Here is a 26,628-nt window from a genome sequence, read left to right on the forward strand (position 1 = left end):
CCGAGGCCGCCGCGATGAGTCACGCCCCGCCGGGCAGTCAGTACGTCGGGCCGCCGCGACCGTCGGTGTCCCGATGGATCCGGAGGCCAACGCGTGGGCAGGTGCGAGGAACGGGTGGGCGGAGCCCAGCCGGCGGGAACACCCCGGCCGGCGGGCACCGCCGCTCCCCCGGCGGACGAGCTCCGGTGGCGGTTCGACCCCATCTCGGGCCAGCGCGCCACCGCGGAGCTCGGCCAGTCCCGCTGTGAATCCCTCGCCGCGGCGCTGCTGGCCGCCCCGTGGGCGCGCACGGTGGTCTGCGACGTGACCGCCGTACGGATCCCGACGCTGGCGACCGTCAACGTCCTCGCCCGGCTGCGGCTCACCGCCCGCCGGCTGGGCCGCGGTTTCCGGCTGGACGGGGTCCAGCCGCGGCTGTCGCTCGTGCTCGAGCTGACGGGCCTGGCCGGCGTGCTGGCGACGGACAGCGTGCCGGCCGAGCCCGTCGCGGCCGGCTCAGCCCTCGAGGAACGGCGGGAGGCCGAACAGCGGGAACAGCCGGTCGGTGTCCAGGAAGTGGTTGACCTCGACGATCCTGCCTTCTGAGAGCTCGAGCACGATCAGCGACCACGGGACGTAGCTGTCCTCGCCCGCGCCGTCCGGCAGTGGGGAGACCTCGGACCCGGTGACGGCCGCGTGGACCGCGGTGTAGTGCTCGGCCTCGCCCGGCGCCAGCAGGTGGTACTGGCCGAAGGCCGGGCTGCCGTTGGCGACGGTCGGCACCAGCCGGGAGTTCCGGCAGGCGGAGCCGGTGCCGAGCATGAACTCGGCGATGTCGACCGGGCCGCGCAGCCAGAGCTCCAGCGGCGGCATGGTCATGGTCGCGTCCTCGTGCAGCAGCGCGGTGAGCGCCTCCATGTCGTAGCTCTCGAACGCGGCGACGTAGCGGGCCAGCAGCGAACGCTGCTCCTCGTCCGCGGGGCGCAGCTGGTCGGTCTCGGCGGCGGGCGAGGCCGCGAGGGTGGCGCGGGCCCGCTGCAGGGCGCTGTTGACCGAGGCGACGGTGGTGTCGAGCAGCTCCGCGGTCTCGGCCGCCGACCAGCCGAGCACCTCGCGCAGGATCAGCACGGCCCGCTGGCGTGGCGCGAGCCGCTGCAGCGCGACGACGAGGGCAAGGCGCACCGAGTCGCGCGCGACGGCCAGCTCCGCCGGGTCGGCCGGGCCTCCGGCGCCGGCCGCGGCGCCGGAGAACACCGCCGCGTCGGGCGCCGGCACGATCCAGGTCGCCTCCGGCAGCGGCGCGGGCAGCGCGTCCGCCGGGCCGGACGGGCCGGTGAGGTCGATCGGCCGGGCCCGCCGCGCCCGACCGGCGGCGTGGTCCGAGCAGACGTTCGTCGCGATCCGGTACAGCCAGGTCCGTAGCGACGCGCGGCCCTCGAACCGGTCCAGGCTGCGCCACGCCCGGATCATCGTCTCCTGCACGGCGTCCTCCGCCTCGAACGGCGAGCCGAGCATCCGGTAGCAGTAGCCGGTGAGCTCGGAGCGGTGGCCGGCCATCCGCTCTTCCAGCTCCGCGCGGCTGCCCACCGGCGTGCCGGCCACGAGCGTGCCGGCAACCTGTGTGCCGGTAGATCCAGTGCCGGTAGGTCCAGACGTGCCCTGCGTCATAGCCCGATGATGCACCCTGGGTCCGACAAAACCGCTAGGGCGGTCCAGCCGGACACGCCCGGCCCGGGTCGCGGACCCCGTTCGCTTGCGCGCAGGCAACATGGCCGCAACGGGCCCGGCCTAGGGTCCGCTGGTGACCGTCGTCGACTCCGCCCCCCTCGTCGCCGCCACCACCGCCACCGCCAACCGCCCCGACCAGGACGCGGCGCTCGACGCGGCGTTCCTCGCGGCGTCGGCGCGGTACTGGCACCCGGTGGCCCGATCGTCGGACGTCGGCGCGGCCCCCGTGCGCGCCCTGCTGCTCGGCGTCGAGCTGGTCCTGTGGCGCCGGCCCACCTCCGGCTCGGCCGGCCCGGGCACCGTCGCCGCGCTGGTGGACCGGTGCCCGCACCGGAGCGTGCCGCTGTCCAGCGGTGAGATCGACGCCGATGGCCGGCTGCGCTGCTCGTACCATGCCTGGGCCTTCGACGGCGCCGGTCGGTGCGTCGACATCCCCCAGCAGCCGGGCCAGCGCGTCCCGGACCTCATCGCCGCCCGGCCGGTGCGGGTCGCCGAGGCAGCGGGGCTCGTCTGGGCCTGCCTCGCCGACGAGGCGGACGAGGCGCGGCCACGGCCACGCTTCCCGGAGATCGAGGACCTGGGCTGGCCGCACTACGTCGGCACGGTCCAGGACTGGGCCGGCCAGGCCGCCCGCCAGGTCGAGAACTTCTGCGACGTCGGGCACTTCTCGGTCCTGCACACGGACACGTTCGGCAACGGGGAGGCGCTCGCCGTCGATCCGTACCCGGTGCGCCGCACAGCCTGGACCGTGGAGGCGGACTATCGCTACCCGAGCGTGAACCCCGTCGCCGAGCCGGGCCCCGACGGGCGCCGCCCCGTCGGCGAGACGCTCTTCCAGTACCGGATCGAACTGCCGTTCGCCGTCTGGCTCGGCGGCGCGAGCGGGCCGCGCAGCGTGCTGTTCTCCGTGTGCGCGCCCACCTCGGCGACGACGCTACGGCTGTACTGGATGGCCGCCTTCGACCCGGCGGTCTACGGGAACGGCCCGGTGGACGGCGCTGGCCTGCAGGCCGTCGAGGACAGGATCTGGGCACCCGACAAGACCATCGTCGAATCCCAACGGCCCACCAGGGTGTTCGCCGCCACCGAGGTACACCGCGCCTTCGACGCCCTCGGCCTCGCCTACCGCAAAGCCCTGCGCGACCTCGGCTTCGCCGGCTGACCACCGCCGCTGCCGCGCGGCGACACCCGCGCGGCGCGGCGACACCCGCCCCGACGTTGGCTACCTAGTTAGTCCACTCAAGCACTTCTTCGATCAGGCCTATTGTCCCTACCTGAAAGCAACCGTCGGTCGGCCGCACGCTCTCTACGTTCACGGTGGCTCTGATACCACTGGCGCGGTCCGTAGCATTGAGACGATCACGACGGGTCTGAAGTGGAAGCGTCCGCAGGACCCGTTGACGGTAACTGGCACGCGCCGCCCCAGGCCTCCGGGCCCGATGAGCGCGTGGAAATCAGTCATGACGCGGCACGGTGACCTGGCCTCTTGCCCAGTGCTTCGACCACTCTATTTCACCTTTTCCTCGCCCGCTGAAGAGATAGCGTTCGGGCGAAAGATCCTCAAGCGCCGCCTCGACATCATATTCACCCGCCTCGGCGAGCGACCGCACCTCAGTCGCGGTCACAGGGATCAGCAGCTGGTACTGTGGATCATCGCTGTCGACCCAGTCGACGGTCTCGCAGAAAATCGACGCGTAGTTCTGACCGCACGAACGACAGCGACGCACCGAGCCGAAGAAGTGAGACTCGTCGGCGATGCTCACGACGACCATGAGACCGTGAGACCGTTCCCACGCGACGGCCGCGTCGTCGTCTGTGCACTCGCCGCAACCGACTTCTGAAGACATCTGTCCAGAATAACAAAGGTAGGCATCCCGCACCCTGGTGGACAATCTCGGGCAAACCGACCGAGGGGCAGCTTGGGAGCTGGGCGCCACGACGGCGGCCACAAACAACCGACTTGACGACCCCCACCACGACCTAACTACGCGTCCTTGACGCACGGGCCAGCCGTGTTGAACCAGCGAGTCACAGCACTCACGATCCTGCCTACTACGCAGCGCTGATCCCAACTCTACGGATCCCGCGGTAAGCGCCGAACCGTCCGGGCCACCGGCCCGCTGGTCCAGTCATCGCGGACTGCGTGCTGGGGGGTCACGGCGGCGGCGAGCCTCCGACGGACCCAGCACCCTTGTTGATGTTTCTTCTGCGACATCGGGCACTTTTCGGTCCTGCATACGGACACGTTCGGCAACGGCGAGGTGCTGGCGATCGATCCGTACGCGGTCCGCCGCACCGAGTGGACGGTCGAGGCCGACTATCGCTACCCCAGCGTCAACCCGGTGGCCGAACCAGGCCCGGACGGCCGCCGGCCAGTGGGCGAGACTCATTTCCGGTACCGGATCGAGCTGCCGTTCGCCGTCTGGCTCGGCGGCGCGAGCGGGCCGCGCAGCGTGCTGTTCTCCGTGTGCGCGCCCACCTCGGCGACGACGCTACGGCTGTACTGGATGGCCGCCTTCGACCCGGCGGTCTACGGGAACGGCCCGGTGGACGGCGCTGGCCTGCAGGCCGTCGAGGATCTGATCTGGGCACCCGACAAGGCGATCGTCGAGTCGCAGCGCCCGGCCCGGGTGTTCGCCGCGACCGAGGTCCACCGCGCCTTCGATGGTCTTGGTGTCGCCTACCGCCAGGCCCTGCGCGACCTCGGCTTCGCCGGCTGACCATCGTCCCGCGGCGGCCCGGGCAGATCCTCCCGAACGCGATCTCAGCGCGACGGGTCCAGTCACTGAGGTCGCCGGCACGGTGTAGGCGGGTCTGGTCGACGAGGCTCGGCCACGTCCGCGCTCCCCCGAGATCGAGGACCGCGGGCTGGCGACACCCGTCCCGGTCGGCACCCGGGCCAACATCCGCTACCCGAGCGGCACGCTCAAGCACTTCTTCGACACCGTGTATTACCCGATCTTGGAAGCGACGGTCGGGCGGCCGTACGCGCTGTACGGGGCGGTCGGCTGCCAGGGAAAGCGTCTCCTGGTGGGACGCGGTCCGGTTCTGCAACGCGCTGTCGCGCCAGGCGGGACTGCCCCCCGCGTATCGGGCCGGTGCGGGCGAAGGTCGGGTTGAGTGGGACGTCGCCACCGGGGACGGGTACCGACTGTCCACCGAGGCCGAGTGGAACGCCCTGCTGTGGTCCCGGGCTGTGATCTCAACCGGGCCAGGGGCTTTGTTGCCCCCTACCCGTTGACCCACCTGAACGTGCATGCCTACAGTTCCTTTGGTCAATGAAACTAGTTACATACCCGGCAGGCATGGCTGCGTCGCAGGTCGCATCGCTGTGACCGATCCGGGCAAGCCGCGCGTTTCGGCCGTCGGCCATGGGTTTCCCGCTATCGCTGGGTGCGCGGACCAGGCGTTGCCGGGCCGAGTCCCCGCCGGTTGTCCCTCTTCTCCGATCACCCGAACGGCCAAGGAAGGAAAGATCAGCATGATCCCGAAAGTGGTCGTCATCGGTGCCGGCGTCTACGGCGCGGCGGTGACGGCCTCGCTGACGCGGCGAGGCGCCAGCGTCGTTCTCGTGGATGCCGGTGCGCCGGCGGGTGGTGCCTCCGGTTCGACGTTCTCGTGGACCAACTCCTCCACCAAGCATCCACGCTCCTACCATGATCTCGGCGTCGCGGGGATGGAAGCCCACCGGCGGCTGGCTGCGCGGGTGCCCGGCAGCGACTGGTACCACGAGGGCGGCAACCTGCAGTGGGCCGCCGACGACGACGAGCGCGCGCACCTGCGGAGGAAGGTCGGCGGTGTCCTCGACTACGGATACGAGGCGCGCTGGCTGAGCCGGGCCGAGGTACTGCATCTCGAACCGGACATCGCCCCCGGGGAACTTCCCGCGGACGGGATCGCCTACTTTCCGCGCGAGGGGTGGATCGAGCCGGCCCGCCTGATCGGCTACCTGCTCTCCAGCGCAGTATCCCGAGGGGCCGAGCTGGTGACGGGCGATGCGGTCATCGGCCTGGTCGCCCCGGCCGGTGCGGTGCGTGCGGTCCGACTTGCCTCGGGACGGCAGCTCTCCACGGACGCGGTCGTGAACTGCGCGGGGCCGCGAGCCGGCGCGATCGCCCGGCTGGCCGGCCTGGCCCTGCCGATGCGCAACACCCGTGGTGTGCTCGTCTACACGTCCCCGGTCGCGGTTTCGGTGTCCCGTGTTGTTCACGCGCCGCGCGTCCATCTTCGTCCGGACGGGGCCGGGCGACTGCTGCTGCACACCCACGAGATCGACGGCGCCGTGCGTGTGTCGGGCACCGGAGAGATCAGTGTCGACCCGTCGGCGGTCGAGAACATCCTGGAGGCGGGCCGCGCGCTCTATCCGGGGACCCGGGCCGCGACGGTGGAAAGCATCCGTGTCGGTGAACGGCCCATTCCCGGGGACGGCCTCCCGGTGCTGGGACGCGCGGTCGAACTACCCAACTTCCACTTCGCCGTCTCGCACAGCGGCGCGACCCTGAGCATCCACGCGGGTGACCTGGTCGCCGCCGAGGTGCTCGGGGAGGACCGGGACGACGCCCTGGCCGCGTTCCGGTTCGAGCGGTTCCGCCCGGCGAGCCGACAGGGGGAGCAACGGTGAGCACAGTCGTCCTGCACGGCGGCGATCTGGTCGATGGCCGGGGCGGAGACACGCGACGTTGTGTCGACATCATCGTCGAGGGAGACGCCGTCCGCGAGATCATTCCCTCGCGTCCCACCGAGGCGTACGGCACCGCCGACGAGATCGTCGACGGTGCCGGAATGCTGGTGATTCCCGGTCTCATCAACAACCACACCCACGGCACCGCGTACGGACCGCTGTTCCCCAGCGGGCATGTGGCCCTGCCACGCGAGCAGGTGCTGGCCAATCTCGACCGACACCTGCTGGAGGGGACGACGACGGTGCTCTGCGTGGACGGCTTCGTCACCGCGGCGGACCTCGCCAGCACCGACGAAGTGCATCCGGTCAACATCGGGCTGGCCTCCTGCAACACCCCGGCCTGTCTGAGGGCGGCGGCGGTCGCGGACGGCGGCGGTCTCACCGAGGCGAACCGGATGTTCACCGCACGTCGGGCCGTCGGCGCCGGTGCGGTCGCGCTCGGCGAGATCGGGGCAGGGCACACCCTCGGCGGGGGTGGGGCGAGCTACCTGTACATCCCAGCGGAGGTCGAGAGACGCACCGGAGTGACGATCACTGCGCGGCAGGCGAACGGGCTGAAGATCGCGGTGCTGGGTCRGCACATCGCGGCGTCAGCGTTCGACCGGGACGCCGTAGAGCAGGCACTCGCGGCCGCGGGCCTGACCGGCAGGCTGTCGGTCGAGGAGGTGCGCGAGCTCGTCTCGGCCATCGTGCTGCCCGCGTTCGACGTCGCTCTGCGCGGGCTCGCCGAGGCGGCCGAGCAGGCCCGCGCGCTGGGTGTCCCGGTCCTGGTACACAACGCGGCCGCCTCGATGACCCAGGTCGCCTCCATCGCGAGGACGGACGTGACGCTGATCGCCGGGCATTCCAACCATTCGAGCTTTGAGCTGCGGGAGGCTCTGGGCCACGCCGAACGACTCAAGGAGGCGGGCGCGATCGTGGATGTCTCCACGTTCGACACGTTCGGCGCCCGCCGCCTCACGACAGGCCCGGAGCTGCTCTACGCGCTGCTCTCCGCGGGACTGGTCGACACGATCTCCACCGACTACGCGGGCGGACACCACGACCCGATCCTGCTGGCGATCGACCAGTCCGTCCGCGCGGGCTCCGTGAGGCTCCCGGCCGCGATAGCGATGGCGACCGCCAACGTCGCCGACGCCATCCCGGGTCTGGCTCCTCGGCGTGGCCGCGTCGTGCCGGGGGCGATCGCCGACCTGGTGGTGACGGATCCCGCGCGGCTGCACTCGGTGGATACGGTCATGATCGGCGGCGAGGTCGTTGTCCGAACCGGCCGGCGCGTCACGCGCTGACCAGCGGGCCCCCAAAACGTGCGGAGGATCCATGGCGAGGCGAGTCACCATCGGCGACGTCGCCGCGCGTGCCGGCGTGTCCACTGCCACGGTCTCCCGTGTCCTCAACGGCGGAGCCGTCACGGAGACGACGGCTACCAGAGTGTGGGATGCGGTCACCCGTCTCGAATACACCCCCAACGCGCTGACCAGGGGCATCTTCGCCGGCCGCTCCAGCGCGCTCGGCGTTGTCATCCGTGACCTGAGCAGCCCCTTCTATCTCGGCCTCCTGCGCGGCATCGACGACGTGGCCGCGGCCAACGACAGCCTCGTCCTGGTCGCCAACACCTTCCGGAACGTCGATCATGAGATCGACCTCATTCGGATGATGGACGAGCACCGGGTGCGCGGGCTCATCACGACGACCGACGAGAGGACTGACAGCCGTACCCGACATATGGCCGAGAACGGCACGCCCTGTGTGATCGTGGCGCGCACCGCGCAGGATCCGCCGTCCGGTCTGCACTCGGTCAGTCTGGATCACRTCGGGGCCGGTCGCCTGATGGCCACGCATCTGATCGAGTGCGGGCGGTCGTCCATCGGCGTCGTCACCTCCGGGGAACGCCCATCCCAGATCGACCGCGTCGCGGGGCTGCGGCAGGCCTGCGCCGAACGAGGTCAGTCCCTGCCCGAGGACGCGGTGACCGCCGCGACCACGGAGGAGGAGGTCGACCGGGCCGTCGGCACTCTCCTCACGCGCGCGGACGATCGACGCAGGCCGCTGGACGCGCTCGCCTGCACGGCCGGCCGCCTGACCGTCGCCGTCCATGCGGCCCTGACCGCGCGAGGAATCGCCATCCCCGACGACATCGCCTTCCTGACGATGGACGACTTCTCCTGGGCCCCCGCGCTCGGCATCACCGTGATCACTCAGCCCTCATACCAGATGGGCCGACGGGCAGCCGAACTCGTCGTGGACCCCCCCGCCGAGCCGGTCAGCATCGCCTTCGAACCCGCACTGGTCGCCCGCAGCTCCTGCGGCGAACGAGCCAAAGTGTGACCCGCACGGGAAGCCCTGGCCAAGGCCGCGCCGTGGGCAACCGGTCGGCGGCCTCACCGTGGCGCCGACCCTCATCGGATATGCAACGTAACCGCGCGGGGTACGCGACTTTCCGCAGGTTCCGCGATCAAGCGTTTTACCCCTGCCTGGAAGCAACTATCGGTCGGCCGTATGCCCTGTACGTCCACGGTGGCTCCGACACCACGGGCGCGGTTCGAAACGTGGAGACGATTGCCACCGGTCTGAAGTGGAAGCGGTTACATGAGCCGGTGACGGTGCTCGGCACGCCGGACGCGAAAGATCGAGAGGCGTGCTGGGAGCTGGGGCCGCGGTGGCCGCAAGCCTGATGCCGTAGCTGACCGACGCCTCGCCTCGTGGGTCGCGCGTTCCGCCTGGCCAGGCGGGTGATTACGAGAAGTGACGTATTCGCGACCAGGGTTCGGCACATTTCTGCGACTGCGCCCACTATCCGATCTTGGAAGCGAAAGTCGGCCGTCCATACGCCCTCTACGTCCATGGCAACAGCGACATGATCGGGGAGATCCGCGGGGTCGAGGCCATCGCCACCGGGCTGAAGTGGAAGCGCCTACGCGACCGAACCGAGACTGCGTCGAGGGGCCCCATCCGCATGGAGATCCGTTTCCGTGACGGGGCGAGGACGGCCCGCGGCGGGAATAGCTACGATGCGGGCACCACCACCATGGAAATGCCGGGGGTGCCCAGGTGGCTGGGTGTCCCGATCGGCGTGCCGGGTGATCGTCGACCGGCGTCGGTGGCTGCCTCGCTGCCGAACATCGAGCTCGATGGACGGCTCGGCGCAGGGGCTTCGGGCTGGTGCTCGCCGGCCGGCACCGGCTGCTCAACCGCGACGTCGCGGTGGTCGGCCTCGGCGCAGGCGGGTCAGTCTTCGGCCAGCATTCTGCGGACCACTTGTTCGAGCTCGGGGAGTTTTTCCTGGAGTACCTGCCAGACGAGGGCGTCGTCGACGGTGGCGTAGCCACGGATGAGGATGTTCCGGAAGGCGACTATTCGAGGGAGTTCGGGGATCGCGGCGGCGAGGTCCGGGGCGACCTTGGAGAGCTGGTTGAGCGCCTCGCCGATGATCTCGAACTCGCGCTCGACGGCGGCGCGGAGCATCGCGTTCGCCCGATAGTCGGCGAAGGTCTGGCCGTGGGCGAAGCTTCTGGCGAGTTCGGCCGCGTTCGCGGCATCCCAGAGATACTTGCGCGAGTCAGGCTGCCTACAGGGGCTGCCTGGTGCGCATGACCTGGTCGCGGAAGTAGGGGTTGCGGATGCTCGTGACGCTGACGACGTCAACGGCGCGGCCCAGCAAGCGCTCGAGTCCCTCCTTGAGGGCGAAGTAGGTGCCGTAGTAGTCGAATCCGGCGCGGTCTGCGTCGAACTCGACGAGGACATCGACGTCGCTGCTGCCCAGGTCGAAGGCTTCGCCGGTCGCGGAGCCGAAGAGGTCGAGGCGGCGGATGCCAAGCCGACGGCAGAGCCCTTGGATCTCCGCTCGCCTGGCCTCGATCAACGGATGCATGCCCACCTCCTCTGGGAAGATTGTGCCCGACCCCGCGGCCTGTGCGCTTGAGCGGGATCGGACCACTCGGTGGCCGAAGCAATACGTGCGCGCGCTGCCGCGAGCCTCGCCAGCGGCGGTGCCGACCCGGCTCGCCAGCGGACAGCGCTCGCTGTCGAGCACCTGGGCGAGCGGCGGGCGGGGCGTAGCTGGTGCCCGGGCGGTGCATCGCTACGTCGAGCGGTTCGCCAGCGTGCCGCGAGAAGCTGACTGACGCGGGTGCCTGCGCTGCTACCGGCCCACGCTGGTCAGACCGTCAGAGAATCAAGTGCCGAGATTCCATGCTGCCGCGAGCGACTCCAGGTTCTCCTGGTCCCTGGCCCGTGCCTCGACCTCGTCGGTGAACAGCGCGTCGGTCTTGCGGAGAACGAGTGTGTAGGGGCGGCCCTGCCTCCTCGTGACGTGGCTGACGGGTAGTTCGGCGGCGTCGATGCGGGAGTGGAGGTGCTGCCTGCGCTTCTCCGCGAGCGGCCAGTCGAACGTGCGCTGGTCCGGGTCTGCCAGGAATGCGCGGAGGGTGCCGCACAGGTCGCAGGAGCAGCCGCCCGCGGGCAGTTCGATCGACCAGTCACCGGACGCGCGCGGCGGTTGAGCCAGCCGGGCACGCAGCCGTGCCGCGCAGTCCGCGGCCAAGTCGTCGAAGCCGACCTCGGCGTGTGTGCCGTCGTCGGGCAGCTCCGCCGCGGCGCGCAGCGCCGGCATCTCCAGCCCGGTGACAGCGTCGTCTCTCTGCCGGAGATGGCCGATCACCGCGTCCCGGGTGCCCGCGTCCGTCATCGCGGCGGCGGCTGTCAGTACGGAGGCGAGCGGTCTGGCCAGGGCGGCGAGTGCCGTGTCGCGGTAGCTGGGCGACGACGAGGCGAACGTTGTGTCGATATCCTTGGCGGCCCACTTCCATACCAGGTCGAGGAGCTGCCGCGCCGCCGCAGCGCCGGCCCCGTGCGCGGCGTGCAGCCCCGCACACAGGGCAGGGAGCTCGTCCGCCACCCACTGCCGCCGTTCCGGTCCGCCGGCGTATGCCCACGCCGGCTGCGCCGCACCAAACCAGGTCCGCAGCAACCCGGCGGTCCACTGCTGGCCGTAACCGCTGACGAGCCTTCCGAATGCGTCGATGTCACCAGTGGTCAGGCTTTCCACGCGGAACGGGTCCAGCAGCATCGTCGCTGTCGCCGGGTCCTCGACGACGCTTGCCGCCCGCAGCGCCTTACCGAAGAGTCCAGAGATCCTCTCCTTGTCATCCGGCGTCCGGGCGCGCAGCGAGCTGTCCCAGAACGGCTGGAGCGTCGCCGCGGCGGCCTGGGCGCCTGAAAGATCACCGGAGGCCGCCATCGCGGCGAGTTCGTCGAGAGCCCAGCCTGGTGAGGTTTCGGCGCGGTTCGCGAAGGCCTGCTCCCGGGGCCAGACGACGACCGCGGCCCGGTGGTACCAGCGGTCCAGCGTGTTGCCCCAGTTGCCCATGTACCCCTCGTACTCCGAGGAGTAGGGCTCGAGGTCGTCGGTCCCGGTGGATGCGCATACCTCGTCGCTTCCAACGAACAGCGAGGTCTTCTCCAGTCGGGTGCCGTCCGGGCCGGTCCAGTGCGTGAGGGTTACCTCGGAGTCGATCAGCTCCTGGATCTCGTAGTCGCCCGAGCTGCCCGAGTCCTCGTCATCGTCATCGTCATCCCAGTACCGGCCTCGGTACTCGTAGTCGTCGTCTGCCTCGTAGGCGCTGTGCGTCGTCTTGATGTCGGCGAGCGCGAGGACGGCCTCGCACCCCGCCCGGTCGGCCGCGGCCCGCAGCAGGGACCCGCGTGCGGCGTCGGCCCCCTTCAGCCCGCTCCAGCCCAGCGCACGGGGGGTGTACTCGTGGTCGAGGAGGTAGGCGAGCCGGCTCGGCGAGGTGGCCGCGCGCGGGCCGTAGCGGCTGGGCACAGGCGTGCCGAAGTGCTCGCGGAGGATAGCGGTCAGCTCGGCGACTGCTCCCTCGTCGCCTTCAGGCAAGGAGGTATCACCGCCAAGCAGGAGGTTGTAGGTGAGCGCGATCCGGTACCCTGACCGCACCTCGAGGATCTCGTGCCGGCAGTCGGCGTAGAAGGCGACCAGTGACAGCGCCGTCTTCGAGCCCCGGTAGGTCTTCTCCTCCTCGAGGTGGCGCACCACCAGCTCGCCGCCGGTGTAACTGGACGGCAGCGTCACCACCATGGTGCCGATCATCGAGTCGTCCTTCTCGCTGTCCTGATGGGCGCGGAAGAACTGGCCCGGCTCATACACGAGGAGGGAATGAAGGTCGGCCGTCAGCTCGGCGGCGATCGGTAGGCCCAGATCGTCTTTCGCCGTTGTCAGGATGGCGTTCAGCGCGTCGTCGTCCCACCTCACGCGAACAAGGTCCTTCGGGATCTCCCAGGTGTCCCGGACGCCGCGGTCGGTCAGCGTCTCCTCGCCGCGGCCGAAACGGGCAGGGTGACCGAGGCCGAGCAGCTCGCGGGCCTGCACGGGCCGCACCGGGAACGCGACGGGCCCGACGCCCTCGACCTCAAGACTCAGGTCATCCGTCCTCGCCGTCAGCGCCACGCCGAACGCGGGCTCTGCGTCACCGCGCAATGTCCTGGCCAACCGGTCACGCGCTGGTGTCGCCGTCACCGTCACCGTCAGCATCCTCCTGCACACCTGGGAACGCGGAACCTGCGCCCGAACTCTAGAGATCCGAACTCGTTCGACGAGAATCGGATGCACGACCTCGCGCGAGGCGCGCGGTTGGCGCGCCCCTACGCTGACGGGGCGGCGCGGTCCGGGGCGTCGAGACCACCGCAACGGGCTTGAAGTGGAAGCAGGTCCTGTCCCCGTCCTCGTCACGCGCGGTCAGTGGACCAGGCCTCCCGTGCAGCCTGCAGGGAGCTGGGAGCCGCGGTGGTGGGCAGCCTCTGACGGGTCATGCACCCTTGTTGATGTTTCTTCTGCGACGTCGGGCATTTCTCCGTCCTGCACACGGACACGTTCGGCAACGGTGAGGCGCTCGCCGTCGACCCGTACCCGGTGCGCCGCACAGCCTGGACGGTCGAGGCGGACTACCGCTACCCGAGCGTGAACCCCGTCGCCGAGCCGGGCCCCGACGGGCGCCGCCCCGTCGGCGAGACGCTCTTCCAGTACCGGATCGAACTGCCGTTCGCCGTCTGGCTCGGCGGCGCGAGCGGGCCGCGCAGCGTGCTGTTCTCCGTGTGCGCGCCCACCTCGGCGACGACGCTACGGCTGTACTGGATGGCCGCCTTCGACCCGGCGGTCTACGGGAACGGCCCGGTGGACGGCGCTGGCCTGCAGGCCGTCGAGGACAGGATCTGGGCACCCGACAAGACCATCGTCGAATCCCAACGGCCCACCAGGGTGTTCGCCGCCACCGACGAGGTGCACCGCGCCTTCGACGCCCTCGGCCTCGCCTACCGCAAAGCCCTGCGCGACCTCGGCTTCGCCGGCTGACCAGCTGCCTCCCGCGGGATTCGCGGACGGAGTCAGGCGTGGGGGCGGCGCACGCGGGGGAYGGGCTGGTCGCGGCGGGCGGCCTCGACCTCCAGGCGCTTCCTGAGCAGTTTGCCCTGGCCGAGGAAGGAACGGTTCCGCTCACGGCGTTTCCCGGACAGGCTCCAGTCATTCAGGACCCGCTCGACCCGCACGCTCAGCCGGTCGCTCTCTGCGGTCGCCGTCCCGACGAGCACCACGTTCTCCTGCCACTCCATGGCCGGACCGTGCCGATGGAAGGTCAGGCACACCGGCCCCTCGGCAGCCTGGACGCCCACCGGCAGCCGCACGTCGAAGCCGGCCTCGGTGCGTACGGCCGAGCGGGTGCGCGCCGCCAGCGGCATGCCGTCGGCGACCATGGTCACGACGGGCTCGCCCAGGCGGGCGGTGCGATCGGCGAACGGCCGCCAGTCCGCCGGCGGGGCCGATCGGCTCGGCAGCCGGGGGCCCGTGGGAGCGGGGTCGGAGGCTGGGACCACGACGTCCCCGGGGGCCGTCCAGACCTCGGGCGTCCTGGACAGGTCGCCCTCGGGCCACCAGAGGATCCTCTCGGGGGTGACCTCCACCCAGATGCGAGCGAAATACCATCCCAGCCGCTTCACCAGGAACCACGGCATCCCGGCGAACCCGGCGCCGGTCTTGGCCAGCGACGCGCGGACGTACCGGTCGGTGTTGGCCTGCAGATCCGCGTCGCGTACGGTCGCCCGGCCCTGCACGAGGACGACGGGCACCCGGGGATGGACACCGTCGAGCGCGGTGCCGTCGGCGCTGGAGCAGAGCAGCGCGACGCGCGGGTCGCGCCGGGCGCGCTCGGCCTTGTCGGGGTAGGTGAGCCCGGTGCTCACGTCGAAACTGCCGGCCGCGCCGACGTATGGCGTGACGGGCCAGGTGACGGGCCGGCCGTCACGGGTGAGCGAGGCGTATTCGCAGACCATGGCGCGGTCGAAGATGTCGGCCACGTCGTGCGGCCAGGTGGTCGAAGCGGATGCGGTCATCACGACTCCAGGAGAGCGTTCGCGGGAATGGTGGCGCCGTACAGGCGGGTGAAGCGCCGCCGGTAGGCCGGCCACCAGAACAGGCGGAACATGAGCCGGGCCACGACGGGCAGGTCGGCGTACGACCTCGAGAGCAGGTCGGCGTCCGCGCTGGAGGCGAGCCAGCCGAAGATGACGGGGGCTCGGCGGCGGCCGAAGTCGTCCATCGCCTGGCGCTTGTCGGCCTCGACGTCGTCGAGGGTGAGGTAGCGGAGCATGACCGGAACGGCCGTCAGCTCCTCGTGGTCGAGGTGCTCGTTGACGAGCTCGTGCAGCCGCCACAGGGTGGGCGCGCGCTCGGCCAGGGGCACCCCGCGATCGGAGGCGGCCACCATGAGCGGGTCGAGCACGGAATGCTCGGACTCCAGCTCGGCCAGCACATCCGCCGCCTCCGGTGCGCGGCCGACGAGCGTGGGCCACAGGCTGGCGTTCTCGTGCGAGTGGTGGGCGTGCAGCATGTCCAGCACGAGCGCGAGCTGCTCCTCCAGCAGTTCCTCGTGCGCGTCGTCACGCGGGTTCGCGCACGCCGCGGCCAGGCGGCCGAGCTCGGCGCGGAAACCGGCGTGCATCATCAGGAATCCGGTCAGGTGTTCTGGCATGATCATCAGTCTGTTCCCTCACGTGTCGGAAACAGAGTGCGCGACCTGCCTTTACGTGCACTTGCCGAGCGCTTGTCGGGCCCTTGCCAGCCAGTAGCCGGCGCCCGCCTGCTCCAGCAGGCGTACCGCCTCCTCCAGGTGGGCCCGCGCGCGCTCGTGGTCCCCGAGCGCCAGCAACGCCTCCCCCAGGTGGCCGTCGTACGCCCCGTCGACGGTGCTGCACGTGCCGTTCACGTGCAGCAGCCCGGCGAAGGGACGGAACGCGTCGTAGACCTCCCGCACGACGTCCAGCTCGCCGAGCCGGATCGCAGCGTGCAGCCGGCACATGGCGGCCATCGCCCAGTGGTAGTCACGCGGCGGCAGGGGGGTCTCCACCAGGAGCCGCCGCGCGCGCTCGCGCTCGCCCAGGTCCGCGAGCGCGTACGCCAGGGCGTAGGCGAACCCTGCCAGTCCCGTACGCCGGGACATCTCCTCGATCCACGCCGCCTCCTCGCCGAGGCGGTCCTGCTGGATGAGCGTCTCGGCCCGTACGGCGAGCAGGCTCGCCTCGAAGTAGGCGAGATCGGCGAACGACAGCGTCGCCCTGACGGGCTCGAAGTGGCGGGCCGGGTCCGGCACGCCCTGGAGCAGGTCGAGCCCCACGTGCGCCACGGCCGCCTGCATGGCCAGCGTGGGATTGTGCAGGTCGCGCAGCAGCGCGTCGATCTCCGCCAGCAGCACGCGGGCCGCCGGCACCCTGCCGCACTCCACGAGATGATCGAACAGGTAGAGCTGTGCGATCACCCTGAGCTGGGACGACAGGTCCGGCTCGGCCAGCAGGCGCCGCGCGGTCTCGGCGCGCTGCTCGATGAAGTCCTGTCCCTGCAGGGCGAGCAGCCGCAGGTGGAGCACGCGCCGCGCCACGGCGGGGTCACCCAGGCGCTCGGCCGCCGCCACTGCCCGCGACGAGACCGGGTCGACCTCGTCCTCGCGACCGGTCTGGGCGAGCACGACGGCCCGGACGGCCTGTGCCGTCGCCCAGGCCGGCCTGGACGGCGGCAGCTCTCGCACGGCCCGGTCCATCGAGTCCCGCACGGCGGCCACGTCAAGGCCGTACCGGAAGGGCACCCAGACGCCGTGCCCCATCGCGATGTCGGCGGCGTGGACGGCCAGGTCCGGGTCCGTGCCGGCCAGGGCGAGCGCCTGCTCGACGGCCTCGTAGCCCTCGTCGAACCGCCCGGCGGCGTAGCGGCTCTCGGCCAGCCCGACGGCGAGCTCGAACCGCTCGGCCGGGCCGGCCCCGGCCAGCTCGGCCGCCGCCAGCGCCTCCTGCCACGACACGGCCGCGTCGTCGGGCGCGTGCCGCCGCAGGGCCGCCCGCGCGGCGCGGGCGCAGGAGCCCATCGCCATCCGAGCGGGCTGGGCGCCCAACTCCGCCGCCGCCAGCCAGTGGCGCGCGATCACCGCCGCGAGGTCGTCCCGGTCCCCGTGGACGCGGGCAAGGACGCCCGCGACCTGCTCGTGCACGCGCGCCCGCCACAGCCGCGACCGGCGCGACAGCAACGCGTCGGTCACCAGGGCGTGCGCGAACTCGTACCCGCCCAGCCGGTACGACGATTCCCGGACCAGCCCCGCGTCGAGGGCCAGGTCGAGCGGCCGCAGCAGGTCGCCGACCGTGCCGCCGGCGACCTGGGCCAGGACGCCCGCCTCGAACTCGTCGCCCATCACCGCGGCGAGCTCCAGCAGGCGGGCCGCCTCCTCCCCCAGGCTCGCCACTCGGTGCAGCACCACGTCCAGCACGCCCTGCGGCAGCTCCTCGCCCGCCCGGGCCAGCTCCGTGAGGAAGAACGGGTTCCCGGCGGTGCGCCAGCGCAGCTCCTCGGCCTTGCCGCTGCCCGGGTCGCGGCCGGACAACTCCCGGACGAGCACCCGGACCTCCTCGGTGGCGAGCCCGTCGAGCCCGAGCCTGCGCGCGCCGAGCCGCGACAGCGCCGACAGCGTGCCGGTGAGCGCCGACGCCTCGTGCCGCCTGAAGGTCGCCACCACCAGCAGGCCCGGCCGGCTGGTGGACACCACGTGGACCAGTAGCCGCAGCGTCGCGTCGTCCGCCGCGTGGATGTCCTCCAGCACGACTATCACCGGGCCGGCGGCAGCCAGGAACGCGCCGACCGCCTCGAAGAACCGCAGCCGCGCCCCCTGCGCGTCGGATGCCGGGATCGCCTCCAGCCCGCCCGTCAGGAACCTGCCCACTTCGTCGGGCAGGGTGGCCTCCGGGGCCGTGGCGGCGAGGTCGCGCAGGACCCGTTCCCAGGGCCACAGGGCGGGCGCGGTCTCGTGGTCGGGACTCGACCCCCAGCCGACTGGCACGTCGGCGGTCGCGCGGAACCGCCTCAGCAGGCTCGTCTTGCCGACGCCCGGCTCGCCGTCCACCAGCACGACCTGCCCGACGGCGGACGACGCCTTCGCCGCCTCGTGCAGGAACGCCAGCGCGCTCTCGCGGCCGACGAAGACCGGCTGGTCCGCCGCGGGCTCAGGAGCCCCGCGCGCCGTCGTCTGGTTCGGCGTCGGCACCGGAGGCCGCCGCGGGGGTGACGCCGTGGCGGGCCGCTGCGGCGGGAGCAGCGTGGCGTCCTGGCGCAGCACCGCGCCTTCGAGTTCACGCAGCCGCGGCCCGGGGTCGATGCCCAGCTCCGCGGCGAGCACCTCCCGCGCGCTTCGCAGGCAGTCGAGGGCCGCAGCCTGCCGACCCGCCCTGTAGTGGGCCAGCACCAGCAATTCCCAGGCCCGCTCCCGAAGGGGGTGTTCGCGGACGAACGAGTCCAGCCGCGCGAGCACGTCCGTGTGGCGGCCGAGCTCCAGCAGGGCCGTGGCCAGCCCCTCCACCGCGTCGAGCCGCACCTGTTCCAGACGCCCGATCTCCGGCTGCGCCCACCCCTCGGACCGCACGTCCGCGTACGGGTCGCCTCGCCACAGGTCGAGCGCCTCGGCAAGGGCGTCCACCGCCTCCTTGTGCCGACCCTCGGCCAGATGGCCGGACCCGGCCGACCTGAGCGTCTCGAAGTCCCTTGTGTCCAGGCCGAGCCCGCCGGTCATCAGGCCGTACCCGTCGGCGGCGCTGACCAGGACGGTCGGGGTCGTGCCGGGCCGCCGGTCGGGCTCCAGTCGGCGCCGCAGGTTGGAGATATGGACCTGCAAGCTCCCCTGGGCGCTGGTCGGTGGGTTGCCGGACCACAGCCGGTCGGCCAGGAGGTCCGCGGGGAGCACGCGGTCGGCGTGCATCGCGAGGAGGGCCAGGAGGGCTCGCCGCTTCGGCGGTCCGACCGGTACAGCCTGCCCGGCCACGACGAGTTCGATGGGCCCGAGGACGTTCAGCCGCACAGGTACTCGTTGGATGCGTCGACGAGCGCTTTCAGACGGCTGCACGCCTGGTCGTAGTACTTGCTCGGCACGCACGGCCCCGCCGTGTCGAACCAGCGAGTCACAGCACTCACGGCCCTCCCCACCACACAGCGCTGATCCCAACTCTACGAAACCCGCGGTGAGCGCCGAACCGTCCTGGCCACCGGCCCGCTGGTCCAGTCATCACGGACCACCTGCTGAGAGCCACGGCGACGGCGAGCCCCTGACGGGCCCAGCACCCTTGTTGATGTCTCTTCTGCGACATCGCGCATTTCTCCGTCCTGCACACCGACACGTTCGGCAACAGGGAGGCGCTCGCCGTCGATCCGTACCCGGTGCGCCGCACGGCGTGGACGGTGGAGGCGGACTATCGCTACCCGAGCTCGCCGCGGCCCAGGAACTCGTCGGCTAGGCCGTCGTCGTCACCGCAGCACCGGGGCGGTGTTCGCGAGCCAGTCGCGGATGCGGATCCGGTGAGTCTCGTGCATGTRCAGGTCGGCGAGCTCGTCGAGCGTGAAGAAAGCGACCGCGGTCGACTCGCTGCTCACGGCCAGCTCACCGCCGACGATCGCGCAGGCGCAGCAGATCGAGAACTGCTGGCGGATCTCGCCGTCGGGGTAGGCGAAGACGTGCCCCGGGTCCGAGTAGATGCCGACGATCCGCTCGATGACGACGTCGAACCCGGTCTCCTCTCGGACCTCCCGGATCACGCAGTCGGCGAACGTCTCCCCGATGTCCATGCCGCCGCCCGGGAGTGCCCATTCCCCGTTGTCGGCCCGTCGTTGCAGGAGGATCCGGCCATCGGCGCCGGGGACGACGGCGCAGCCGCCGACGACCAGCGCGTTCGCCCGCGGCGCGTTCGGGTCGTGGTAGTAGTCGATCCGTCCCACACGCCTATCTTCCGCCAACGGCGGGCCGAGCGGCCGAGGCAGGTCCGTGTCGGGGCAGATCCGTCGGGCAGCCCGTCAGGAGAAGTCGGTCCGCAGGCGGTGCAGGCGCAGAGAGCTGATCCGCCAGCGCCCGTCGGCGTCCCTGCGGTACTGCTCGTGGTAGTGCCCGTAACCCTGGAGGGTGGTGGCCGGCTCGGCCCACTGGACGTAGTCGAACATCGCCCACACACCCTGGGCCGTGTCCGACCCGGTGACCTCGATCTCCGGCATGTGCCCGTGGTGCGTGGTGACGGCGCTGGCGAGGGTCGTGCTGATCGTCTCGACGAAGCTGTCCCGGCCGGCGAACGTGGTGTCCGGTACGTCCTCGACCCAGACGGTCACGTCCTCGGTGAACACGTCCGCCCACTCGTCCCACTTCTTGGTGTCCAGCAGTCTGAAGTACCGCGCCTTCAACTGCTTGATCTCTTCGATCGCGCCTAACGTCTCGACGTCCACGCGTACCGCCTCTCCCGTCCCGCCCGCTCTGCCCGCTCTGCGCGGAACGTCATCCCACCACGGCGACGGCCACGACGCCGGTCTGACCGTGCTCGTCGTCGACCACGTCCGTTCAGGCCGCCGCTCTCGAACACTCCCGATCAGGTGAGGCCGGGTCATGGTCAGGTCGCCGTCCGCCTACGGCCAGTGTCAGGGTCAGGGTCAGGTACCGCGTACGCGGCGGCGCAGGCGGTGCAGGTCGGCCGGGGTGCGGCCCTGGTCGGCGAGGGCGAGGGGGAGCTGGTCGGCGATCGCGTCGACCAGGTTCTCGACGTCGGCCTCGGTCTGGTGCAGGGTGAGCGTCAGCCGCAGCCCCTCCCGCGCGCTGGGCACCGCCGGATACACCGCGACGTTGACGAAGAACCCGGCGTCGCGCAGCCGCACCGCGAGCGACCAGACCACGTCTGGCCCGGTGCCGACGTAGCGCAGCGGTGTCTCGTCCGTGGTGAGCAGCGGCAGGTCCCTGGCGAGCGCGAGCTCGTTGAACAGCCTGATCCGCGCCAGCAGCAGCGACTGACGCTCGGCCACCTCGGCGGACCGGTGCAGTTCGGCCGAGGCGATCACGGCGGCGAGCATCGGCGGCTGCACGGGGCCGCAGAACATGCTCGGGGCGCTCAGCCCGGCGACGAGGTCACGGCTGGCGGCGTCGGGGAAGGTGATCGCGCCGCCGGTGGCCGCGAACGACTTGTTCAGCGACCCGGTGACGACCGTGCGCTCCAGCGCCGCCGGGCTAAGCCGCTCCAGCGCGTGACCGCGCCCGTGCCGCCCCGTCCAGGAGATGGAGTGCGCGTCGTCGACGTAGAGCCAGAGCCTGTCGTGCCGCTCGACGAGTTCGCTGAGCGCCTCGGCCGGGGCCAGGTCGCCGTACATGCTGTAGAGGCCGTCGGCGGCGTACCAGATCCGGCTGGTGCCGGGGCCGAGCTCCCTGACCCGGCGGTCGACCACCCGCACGCTGTTGTGCGGCACCGTCTCGACGGTGGTCCCGTTCACCCTGGCGTGCACCGCGGCGAGCCGGACCGTCTCGTGTACCTGCGCGTCCAACAGCAGGACGTCGTCCGGGCCGACCAGCGTCGGAATCGTGGCCAGATGGCCGAGCGTCGTGCTCGTGAACAGCGCGGTCGGCCGGCCGAACAGGTCCTCGAGCGCCGCCTCGGCAGCCGGGTACAGCGGCGCCGACAGGTATCCGCGCGACGAGGCGAACTGCGTCCCGAAACGCCGCGCGCCGCTCGCGACGGCCTCGGTGAGGACCGGATGGGTCTCAAGCCCCAGATAGCTGCAGGACCCGACATTGACCAGGGGGCGGCCGTCGACCGTGACCGTGCGCCCGTCGCTGACCTCGTCGGTGGCGACCGCGCGCATCAGGCCAAGCGGTATCCCCCGCTTGAACGTCTCCTCGACGCGCGCCAGCACCTCGGACCGTTCGGACACCGACACGCGGCTTTCTCCCCCTCGTTCGGGCCCGCCATCGCGCCGCTCCCGAGCGATCGCCTGACATCGGCCACCGACGTTACCGGAGAGGGTCCAACGAGGATTTTCAGCCACCCAATACGGCACGCGCCGCCCTTCCGGGCCCGGAACCGGCTCCACCCCGGGTGGATATAAACCATCATCCAGCCACCCGCATATCAACTGATCACAAGAAGGCGGCCATCGTCGGTCGCTGCCGGGTCGGGTCGGGTCGTTTACCTGCAACGCGGGGTGAACGCGACGGTGGTGTGCCCGAGCGACTCGTAGGCCAGATCGCCGATCAGCGTGGGTGTGTGGACGCCAAAAGAGTCGTCGGAGACCCCGATGGAGACGGTCGAGAGCCGCGCATACGCTTGTTGCTCTGCCCCGACGACTCCGACCTGCACGTTCTCGTCAGAACGCCGATCGACCTCTCCTTCCGATCGTCGGGCGTGAAAACCCACAAGCAGCGCAAGGAAGCGCGCCCAGGATTCCGCCAGATCATCGGCCCGTTCATGATCTGGTGGGATTTTCGGAGTCCCAGCTCCGAAAATCCCACCAGATCACCGACAGCCACTGGCGGCCAGTACAGCCGAACGGCTCACCACCGTCAACGCCGTGTTCTCCGTCGAGAAGTGGCGCCGCCCTGCGATGAGAAGCTCAGCGCGCCGTCCGCACAACCACACCAAACGTCACCCCAGCGCAGGGCCCCGATTGATGCGCCTTTTCCCCCGCGCGCTGAGACGAGGTCACTTCTCACGTGAAGTGTCGTCCTCGCCCGCGACGGTCTGGTCAGCCGACCATAGCCACGTGCGCTGCGTGGAACGGGCGTCGTGTACGAGGGTTCCGCTGTGGAGCACACCCGCCATCGCGCGGGTGCGCCAGGCCGCGGTGGAGTCGTAGAGCGCGGCCCCGGTGTCGACGGTGGAGATCAGCACGCCGGCCCGGTTGCGCGGTAGTCGTCCGGTGGTGACGCCGTCGGCACGGACGAAGAAGGCGCCCCAACAGCTCTCCCGGGCAGAGGAGTTCGGGCAGCTGATCCAGACGTGGTTGGCCGCCGCCTCCGCGGTCATCATCGCTGGCATGGTGATGCCGGCATAGGTGCTGCCGGGATTAAGGCGCTGCAGGTCCTCACCGACGGCAGCGCGGATGGCCGCCACCTTCTCAGGCTTCATGTGGGCGGCATGGTAGGAATGGAAGATCAGCTGGACACCGTCGCGCTTGTAGGCACGGTACAGCTCTGGGTACCGGTAGTCGTGGCAGATGAGCGCACCGCACCGAACGCCGCTGATCGTGAACATGGTCGGATGGTCGCCGGGCGTGTAGTGCGCCAGGTCGCCGGTACTTTCCGCCGGATCGCCGGAGCAGAAGCGCTTGTCGTACCGGTCGACGATGCTGCCGGTCGCATCGATGGCGTACAGGCTGTTGTGGGGCTTATGATCATCTGCTAGACGGTGTGCCGAGCCGAGCACGACCCACAATCGAAGCTCGCGAGCCAGCGCTAGGACCTGCCGGGTGACACGTTCGAGCAACTCCCAGTCGAATCCTTCGTGGCTCGGAAAGTCCGATCCCGCGTACCCCGACAGGCATGCCTCTGGAAAGTGGGCGACACCCGCCCCTTGCTCTCGCGCAGACCGCATCTGGCGCATGACATATCGGCCGTTGCGCGCGACGTCGGCGTCCACCGGAAACTGGCACGTCGCCACCGTCAGCCTAGGCACGGCTTCCTGACATCAGTTGACCAGCCATAGCCTTAGTATTCCGTACCGATAGGGCTGTCCTTGGCCAACACTCCTGGAGGCCGGCGGGGTGCGGAGTCCGGCGGGCAACGGCGTGCCGGCACCAGCTGTCTCGGCGCGCCGCGCCTAGATGACGCCTTCGCCGCGATCGGTGCCGGGTTCCGCGTGTTGGGTCAGGAGGCCGGCGGACTCATGTCTGCCGCCGGCGGTCCATCTGGCCAGTGAGGCTGGAGTGCTCGCCTGCCGAACTCCGGGGAAACCTCATCCTCAGCCCTGGTCAAAGCACTACATTTGTGACTTCGCGCAGACGACCGTGACCCGCAAGTTCACCACTGCCGCCCCCAGCGGTCGGGCCCGCGGCTTGATCGCCGTTTCGGCACTCCGGTGGTCGCGATTGTGTCCCGCCGGCAACCACGGCAGGGCACAAACAGCGATCACCGAGGAACTGGCCGGTAGGGCGGCAGCGCCCGCCCGCGGACCTGCTCGCAATGYCACCCCCAACCCTGCCTCACGACGTGATGTCGACGGCAGAGCGGGCCCGCTACGTCCGCCTCATCCGGAAACGGCGCGGCGCGCGTCTGCCAGTGCCGTCTCCGCCTGGGTGAGGAGACGCGAGATGATTTCGGCGGCTGGGGCGATGTCGCGCACCAGGGCGGCGGACTGGCCGGTGAACGGCAGGCTTTCGTGTCCGCGGTTGGCGCGTACGTCAGCCAGGAACGTCGCGCGGAACTCGTCGGCGTCGACGGCGCCCGGATCGGCCGCCAGCTGGTCGACCAGCGGCGTCCGCAACGCACGGGGCGCTGGTGGCGGGCCCGGCGGGAGGTCGAGCGTGAACGGCGGCAACACCTGTTCGCTGTGGGTCACCTTGACCGCCTCGGTGGCGTCGGCCGCGAGGATCCGCCCCTTCCAGGCCGGATCGATGTCCATCTCTGTGCTGGCGAGGAACCGCGTCCCGAGCAGCACCCCCTGCGCGCCGAGGGCCAGCGCGGCCGCGACACCGCGGCCGTCGGCGATCCCGCCGGCCGCCAGCACGGGCACCTCACCCGCGAGGTCCACCAGCTGCGGGACGAGCACCATGGTTCCGACCCAGCCCGCGTGACCGCCGGCCTCCCAGCCCTGGGCGACGAGCACGTCGGCACCGGCCTCCAGCGCCAGCTCGGCGCCGCGCCGGTCACCGACCTGCTGGATCCAGCGGGCGCCCACGCTGTGCGCCTCGGCGATCCGGGCGGCTGGAACACCAAGATGGAAGGACACCACCGCCGGTCTCGCCGCCAGTATCTCGTCGAACACGGCCGGGTCGAACGGGCGGCCGGTGTGGTTGATCGCGAAGGGCCGATCGGTCAGCTCGCGCAGTTGCTCCCACTGCCGGCGCAGCTCGGCCGGCTCACGGACGGCGGTGCCGACGCTGCCGAGCGCTCCGGCATTGCACACGGCGGCGGCGAGGCCCACCTGTGCCCATGGCCCGAAGGGGGCAAGCATGATCGGCACTTCGATGCCGATCAGGTCACAGAAGGGCGTGCGCATCCGTCGACAATGACAGCCGGGCCCCCGTTCCATCGGGCCAGGCACAGCGCCGGCATGGCCACGACGGACGAACAGCCCAGCTCGGCCCTGGCGATCCCGGGCCAGCCCATCCCTGGCATGATCGCCGGTCACACCGGAACACCAGACGCACATGATCACAGCGCAACGGGGAGACGACGACGATGGCCGACCCGAGGACCGACCTGATGGCCGAGGCCACGCGGCACGCCAGCGAGCAGCCCGTCCCGACCGGCGGATCGGCTCGTGGACCGGCCGGCGGATCGACCGCCGGGCCGGCCGGCGACCTCCCGGCGCGCTACCCGGCGCATGCCGGCGCCGCTCGCCTCTACGGGGATTCGATCAGCCATGACGTGGCTGGCTTGTACCGCCGGCTGCGGGCCGAGCACGGCACGGTCGCGCCGGTGCTGCTGGAAGGCGACATCCCGGCCTGGCTGGTCCTCGGCTACCGGGAGGCGCACTTCGTCGCGAGCCGCGGCGACCTCTACGACCGCGACTCGGCTCGGTGGAACGCCTGGGACCTCGTCCCGCCGGACTGGCCGCTGCGGCCAGCCCTCGGGAAGGCGGACTCGGTCAGCTGGGTGACCGGCACCGAGCACGCCCGGCACTCGGACGCCATCCACGAGGTGCTCGCCGCCGTGGACCCCTTCGAGCTGCGCCACCGGTGCGAGCGGATCGCCGACGAACTCGTCGACGCGTTCGCCGACCGCGGCCAGGCCGAACTCATGTACTCATACGCCCACGTGATGCCGGCCCGGGCGGTCGCGGGAATGCTCGGCATCCCGGACGAGGACACCTCCGAGATGGTCCAGGACCTCGTGACGCTCTTCGACCACGGCGCGGACGCGCTGGCGGCGCATGGCCGTCTCATGGCGCTGGTGACCCGCCTCATCACGCTGCGGCGTGACAGTCCAGGCTTCGATGCGATCTCGCGGCTGATCACGCATCCGGCGGCGTTCACCGACGAGGAGGCTCTCCAGGACATCTTCGTGCTGCTGGCCGCCGGCCAGCAGCCGACCGCCTACTGGATCGGGAACACCCTGCGGCTGCTGCTGGCGGACGCCCGATTCGCGACGACGCTGGCCGGCGGGCGGCGCAGCGTCGGGCAGGCGATGGCCGAGGTCCTCTGGGAGGACCCGCCGATCGCCAACTTCACCGGGCGCTGGGCGGTACACACCGGCCAGCTCGGCGGTCAGCGCATCCAGGCCGGCGACATGCTGGTGATCGGCGCCGCCGCGGCGAACGCCGACCCGGACGTGCGCCCCGACCCGTCCGCCGGCTCTGGTGGGAACCAGGCCCACCTGACCTTCGGCCACGGCGAGCACCGCTGCCCGTTCCCCGCACAGGAGCTCGCCGAAGTGATCGCCCAGACCTCCATCGAGGTGCTCCTCGACCGGCTGCCCGACCTCACCCTCGCCGTCCCCGCCGACGACCTCCTCTGGAACCAGGCGATCTGGGTACGCGGCCTGACCGTCCTGCCGGTGACCTTCACCCCGTCCTGACAACCCGGAACGCCCGGGACCGGACCAGAGCGCGGCTGATCACCGGCTGCCGGCCCCGTGAGCGTGGGCGCCGCGCCGTCGACTCCACTCAGCCTCGTCGCGCCAGGGGTGTCCGTGCCGGGCATGGCCCGCGACGGCGTGTGAGCATGGCCGCGGGCCAGGTCCGTCCGCGGA

At 71.1% G+C, this 26,628-nt stretch carries 22 protein-coding genes and 4 pseudogenes; 12 read left to right on the plus strand and 14 right to left on the minus strand.

Going from position 1 to position 26,628, the window contains the following annotated elements; all coding sequences use genetic code 11:
- Positions 1-93 precede the first annotated feature (93 nt).
- Entirely contained in the window at positions 94-585 is a 492-nt protein-coding gene (locus tag BCD49_RS32090; protein ID WP_007511985.1) for an STAS domain-containing protein, read from the plus strand.
- Here BCD49_RS32090 and BCD49_RS32095 read toward each other — a convergent pair.
- Positions 496-1,647, minus strand: coding sequence for a sigma-70 family RNA polymerase sigma factor (locus tag BCD49_RS32095; RefSeq protein WP_083401827.1), 1,152 nt, complete (start codon positions 1,645-1,647; stop codon positions 496-498). The genes BCD49_RS32090 and BCD49_RS32095 overlap by 90 nt on opposite strands.
- 133 nt (positions 1,648-1,780) lie before the next feature.
- Here BCD49_RS32095 and BCD49_RS32100 point away from each other — a divergent pair, with 133 nt between their 5' ends.
- Both BCD49_RS32100 and BCD49_RS46575 read left to right on the plus strand, forming a co-directional pair.
- The gene (locus tag BCD49_RS32100; RefSeq protein WP_007511982.1) at positions 1,781-2,869 is read left to right on the plus strand and encodes an aromatic ring-hydroxylating oxygenase subunit alpha; all 1,089 of its coding nucleotides are present in this window, start codon (positions 1,781-1,783) and stop codon (positions 2,867-2,869) included.
- 67 nt (positions 2,870-2,936) lie between these two features.
- Positions 2,937-3,122 (plus strand): annotated as a pseudogene (locus BCD49_RS46575) (flavodoxin); the annotation flags it as partial.
- Between the two features lie 39 nt (positions 3,123-3,161).
- Here BCD49_RS46575 and BCD49_RS43285 read toward each other — a convergent pair.
- Complete coding sequence (locus tag BCD49_RS43285) at positions 3,162-3,470, minus strand: hypothetical protein (protein WP_131803600.1); 309 nt, start codon at positions 3,468-3,470, stop codon at positions 3,162-3,164.
- Between the two features lie 450 nt (positions 3,471-3,920).
- On the opposite strand from BCD49_RS43285, the gene BCD49_RS32110 reads away from it, so the two are divergent.
- The 6 genes and pseudogenes from BCD49_RS32110 to BCD49_RS46580 form a co-directional block, all read left to right on the plus strand.
- Complete coding sequence (locus BCD49_RS32110; protein WP_274535051.1) at positions 3,921-4,427, plus strand: (2Fe-2S)-binding protein; 507 nt, start codon at positions 3,921-3,923, stop codon at positions 4,425-4,427.
- Between the two features lie 166 nt (positions 4,428-4,593).
- Positions 4,594-4,704: pseudogene (locus BCD49_RS45435) on the plus strand (flavodoxin); the annotation flags it as partial.
- Positions 4,705-5,188: 484 nt separating this feature from the next.
- Complete coding sequence (locus tag BCD49_RS32115) at positions 5,189-6,328, plus strand: NAD(P)/FAD-dependent oxidoreductase (protein WP_007511977.1); 1,140 nt, start codon at positions 5,189-5,191, stop codon at positions 6,326-6,328.
- Positions 6,325-7,677, plus strand: coding sequence for an amidohydrolase family protein (locus tag BCD49_RS32120; protein WP_071042255.1), 1,353 nt, complete (start codon positions 6,325-6,327; stop codon positions 7,675-7,677). Before BCD49_RS32115 ends, BCD49_RS32120 begins: the two co-directional genes overlap by 4 nt.
- A gap of 31 nt (positions 7,678-7,708) precedes the next feature.
- Positions 7,709-8,716, plus strand: coding sequence for a LacI family DNA-binding transcriptional regulator (locus BCD49_RS32125; RefSeq protein ID WP_071042256.1), 1,008 nt, complete (start codon positions 7,709-7,711; stop codon positions 8,714-8,716).
- A gap of 113 nt (positions 8,717-8,829) precedes the next feature.
- A pseudogene (locus BCD49_RS46580) lies at positions 8,830-9,071 on the plus strand (flavodoxin); the annotation flags it as partial.
- 545 nt (positions 9,072-9,616) lie between these two features.
- On the opposite strand, the gene BCD49_RS32130 reads toward BCD49_RS46580, so the two are convergent.
- Positions 9,617-10,033 carry a HepT-like ribonuclease domain-containing protein gene (locus BCD49_RS32130; RefSeq protein ID WP_232794065.1) on the minus strand — a complete coding sequence of 139 codons (417 nt, stop codon included), beginning with the start codon at positions 10,031-10,033 and terminating at the stop codon, positions 9,617-9,619.
- A complete protein-coding gene (locus BCD49_RS32135) occupies positions 9,957-10,259 on the minus strand; it encodes a nucleotidyltransferase family protein (protein ID WP_007511972.1) in 303 nt (100 codons plus the stop codon). Before BCD49_RS32135 ends, BCD49_RS32130 begins: the two co-directional genes overlap by 77 nt.
- A gap of 85 nt (positions 10,260-10,344) precedes the next feature.
- Between BCD49_RS32135 and BCD49_RS43775 the strand changes: the two genes are divergently transcribed.
- Positions 10,345-10,512: a hypothetical protein gene (locus BCD49_RS43775; RefSeq protein ID WP_157845224.1), complete on the plus strand. Its 168-nt coding sequence runs from the start codon at positions 10,345-10,347 to the stop codon at positions 10,510-10,512.
- Positions 10,513-10,562: 50 nt separating this feature from the next.
- On the opposite strand, the gene BCD49_RS32140 is transcribed toward BCD49_RS43775, so the two are convergent.
- Complete coding sequence (locus BCD49_RS32140; protein ID WP_007511971.1) at positions 10,563-12,926, minus strand: 2OG-Fe(II) oxygenase; 2,364 nt, start codon at positions 12,924-12,926, stop codon at positions 10,563-10,565.
- Positions 12,927-13,244: 318 nt separating this feature from the next.
- Between BCD49_RS32140 and BCD49_RS32145 the strand changes: the two are divergent.
- A pseudogene (locus BCD49_RS32145) lies at positions 13,245-13,751 on the plus strand (aromatic ring-hydroxylating dioxygenase subunit alpha); the annotation flags it as partial.
- Positions 13,752-13,783: 32 nt separating this feature from the next.
- Here the strand turns inward: BCD49_RS32145 and BCD49_RS32150 are convergent.
- The 9 genes from BCD49_RS32150 to BCD49_RS32185 form a co-directional block, all read right to left on the minus strand.
- A complete protein-coding gene (locus tag BCD49_RS32150; RefSeq protein ID WP_071042257.1) occupies positions 13,784-14,785 on the minus strand; it encodes a hemerythrin in 1,002 nt (333 codons plus the stop codon).
- On the minus strand, positions 14,785-15,429 hold the full coding sequence (locus BCD49_RS32155) for a hemerythrin domain-containing protein (protein WP_007511968.1): 645 nt from the start codon (positions 15,427-15,429) through the stop codon (positions 14,785-14,787). The genes BCD49_RS32150 and BCD49_RS32155 overlap by 1 nt, the downstream gene beginning before the upstream one ends.
- Positions 15,430-15,474: 45 nt before the next feature.
- Complete coding sequence (locus BCD49_RS32160; protein WP_007511966.1) at positions 15,475-18,780, minus strand: BTAD domain-containing putative transcriptional regulator; 3,306 nt, start codon at positions 18,778-18,780, stop codon at positions 15,475-15,477.
- A complete protein-coding gene (locus BCD49_RS45975) occupies positions 18,771-18,893 on the minus strand; it encodes a hypothetical protein (protein WP_269799829.1) in 123 nt (40 codons plus the stop codon). Before BCD49_RS45975 ends, BCD49_RS32160 begins: the two co-directional genes overlap by 10 nt.
- Positions 18,894-19,223: 330 nt before the next feature.
- Complete coding sequence (locus BCD49_RS32165) at positions 19,224-19,691, minus strand: NUDIX domain-containing protein (RefSeq protein ID WP_071042258.1); 468 nt, start codon at positions 19,689-19,691, stop codon at positions 19,224-19,226.
- 75 nt (positions 19,692-19,766) lie between these two features.
- Positions 19,767-20,186, minus strand: coding sequence for a nuclear transport factor 2 family protein (locus BCD49_RS32170; protein WP_007511959.1), 420 nt, complete (start codon positions 20,184-20,186; stop codon positions 19,767-19,769).
- A 201-nt stretch (positions 20,187-20,387) separates the two neighbouring features.
- Positions 20,388-21,659, minus strand: a complete 1,272-nt coding sequence (locus BCD49_RS32175) for an aminotransferase class I/II-fold pyridoxal phosphate-dependent enzyme (protein ID WP_007511956.1) — start codon at positions 21,657-21,659, stop codon at positions 20,388-20,390.
- A 761-nt stretch (positions 21,660-22,420) separates the two neighbouring features.
- Positions 22,421-23,392, minus strand: coding sequence for a carbon-nitrogen hydrolase family protein (locus BCD49_RS32180; protein WP_007511952.1), 972 nt, complete (start codon positions 23,390-23,392; stop codon positions 22,421-22,423).
- Positions 23,393-23,962: 570 nt separating this feature from the next.
- Entirely contained in the window at positions 23,963-24,934 is a 972-nt protein-coding gene (locus BCD49_RS32185) for an NAD(P)H-dependent flavin oxidoreductase (RefSeq protein WP_007511949.1), read from the minus strand.
- 182 nt (positions 24,935-25,116) lie between these two features.
- Here BCD49_RS32185 and BCD49_RS43290 point away from each other — a divergent pair, with 182 nt between their 5' ends.
- Positions 25,117-26,454 (plus strand): cytochrome P450, encoded by a 1,338-nt coding sequence (locus BCD49_RS43290; RefSeq protein ID WP_007511948.1) that lies wholly within the window; start codon positions 25,117-25,119, stop codon positions 26,452-26,454.
- The last annotated feature ends 174 nt before the right edge of the window (positions 26,455-26,628 follow it).

It is taken from the genome of Pseudofrankia sp. EUN1h (assembly GCF_001854645.1).
GTDB lineage: Bacteria > Actinomycetota > Actinomycetes > Frankiales > Frankiaceae > Pseudofrankia > Pseudofrankia saprophytica.

What these genes read in the sequence shown, in the direction of transcription:
- BCD49_RS32155 (WP_007511968.1), bottom strand. Translation starts at nt 15,429, where the DNA reads ATGATCATGCCAGAACACCTGACCGGATTCCTGATGATGCACGCCGGT.
- BCD49_RS43290 (WP_007511948.1), top strand. Translation starts at nt 25,117, where the DNA reads ATGGCCGACCCGAGGACCGACCTGATGGCCGAGGCCACGCGGCACGCC.
- BCD49_RS32095 (WP_083401827.1), bottom strand. Translation starts at nt 1,647, where the DNA reads ATGACGCAGGGCACGTCTGGACCTACCGGCACTGGATCTACCGGCACA.
- BCD49_RS32185 (WP_007511949.1), bottom strand. Translation starts at nt 24,934, where the DNA reads ATGCGCACGCCCTTCTGTGACCTGATCGGCATCGAAGTGCCGATCATG.
- BCD49_RS32115 (WP_007511977.1), top strand. Translation starts at nt 5,189, where the DNA reads ATGATCCCGAAAGTGGTCGTCATCGGTGCCGGCGTCTACGGCGCGGCG.
- BCD49_RS32135 (WP_007511972.1), bottom strand. Translation starts at nt 10,259, where the DNA reads ATGCATCCGTTGATCGAGGCCAGGCGAGCGGAGATCCAAGGGCTCTGC.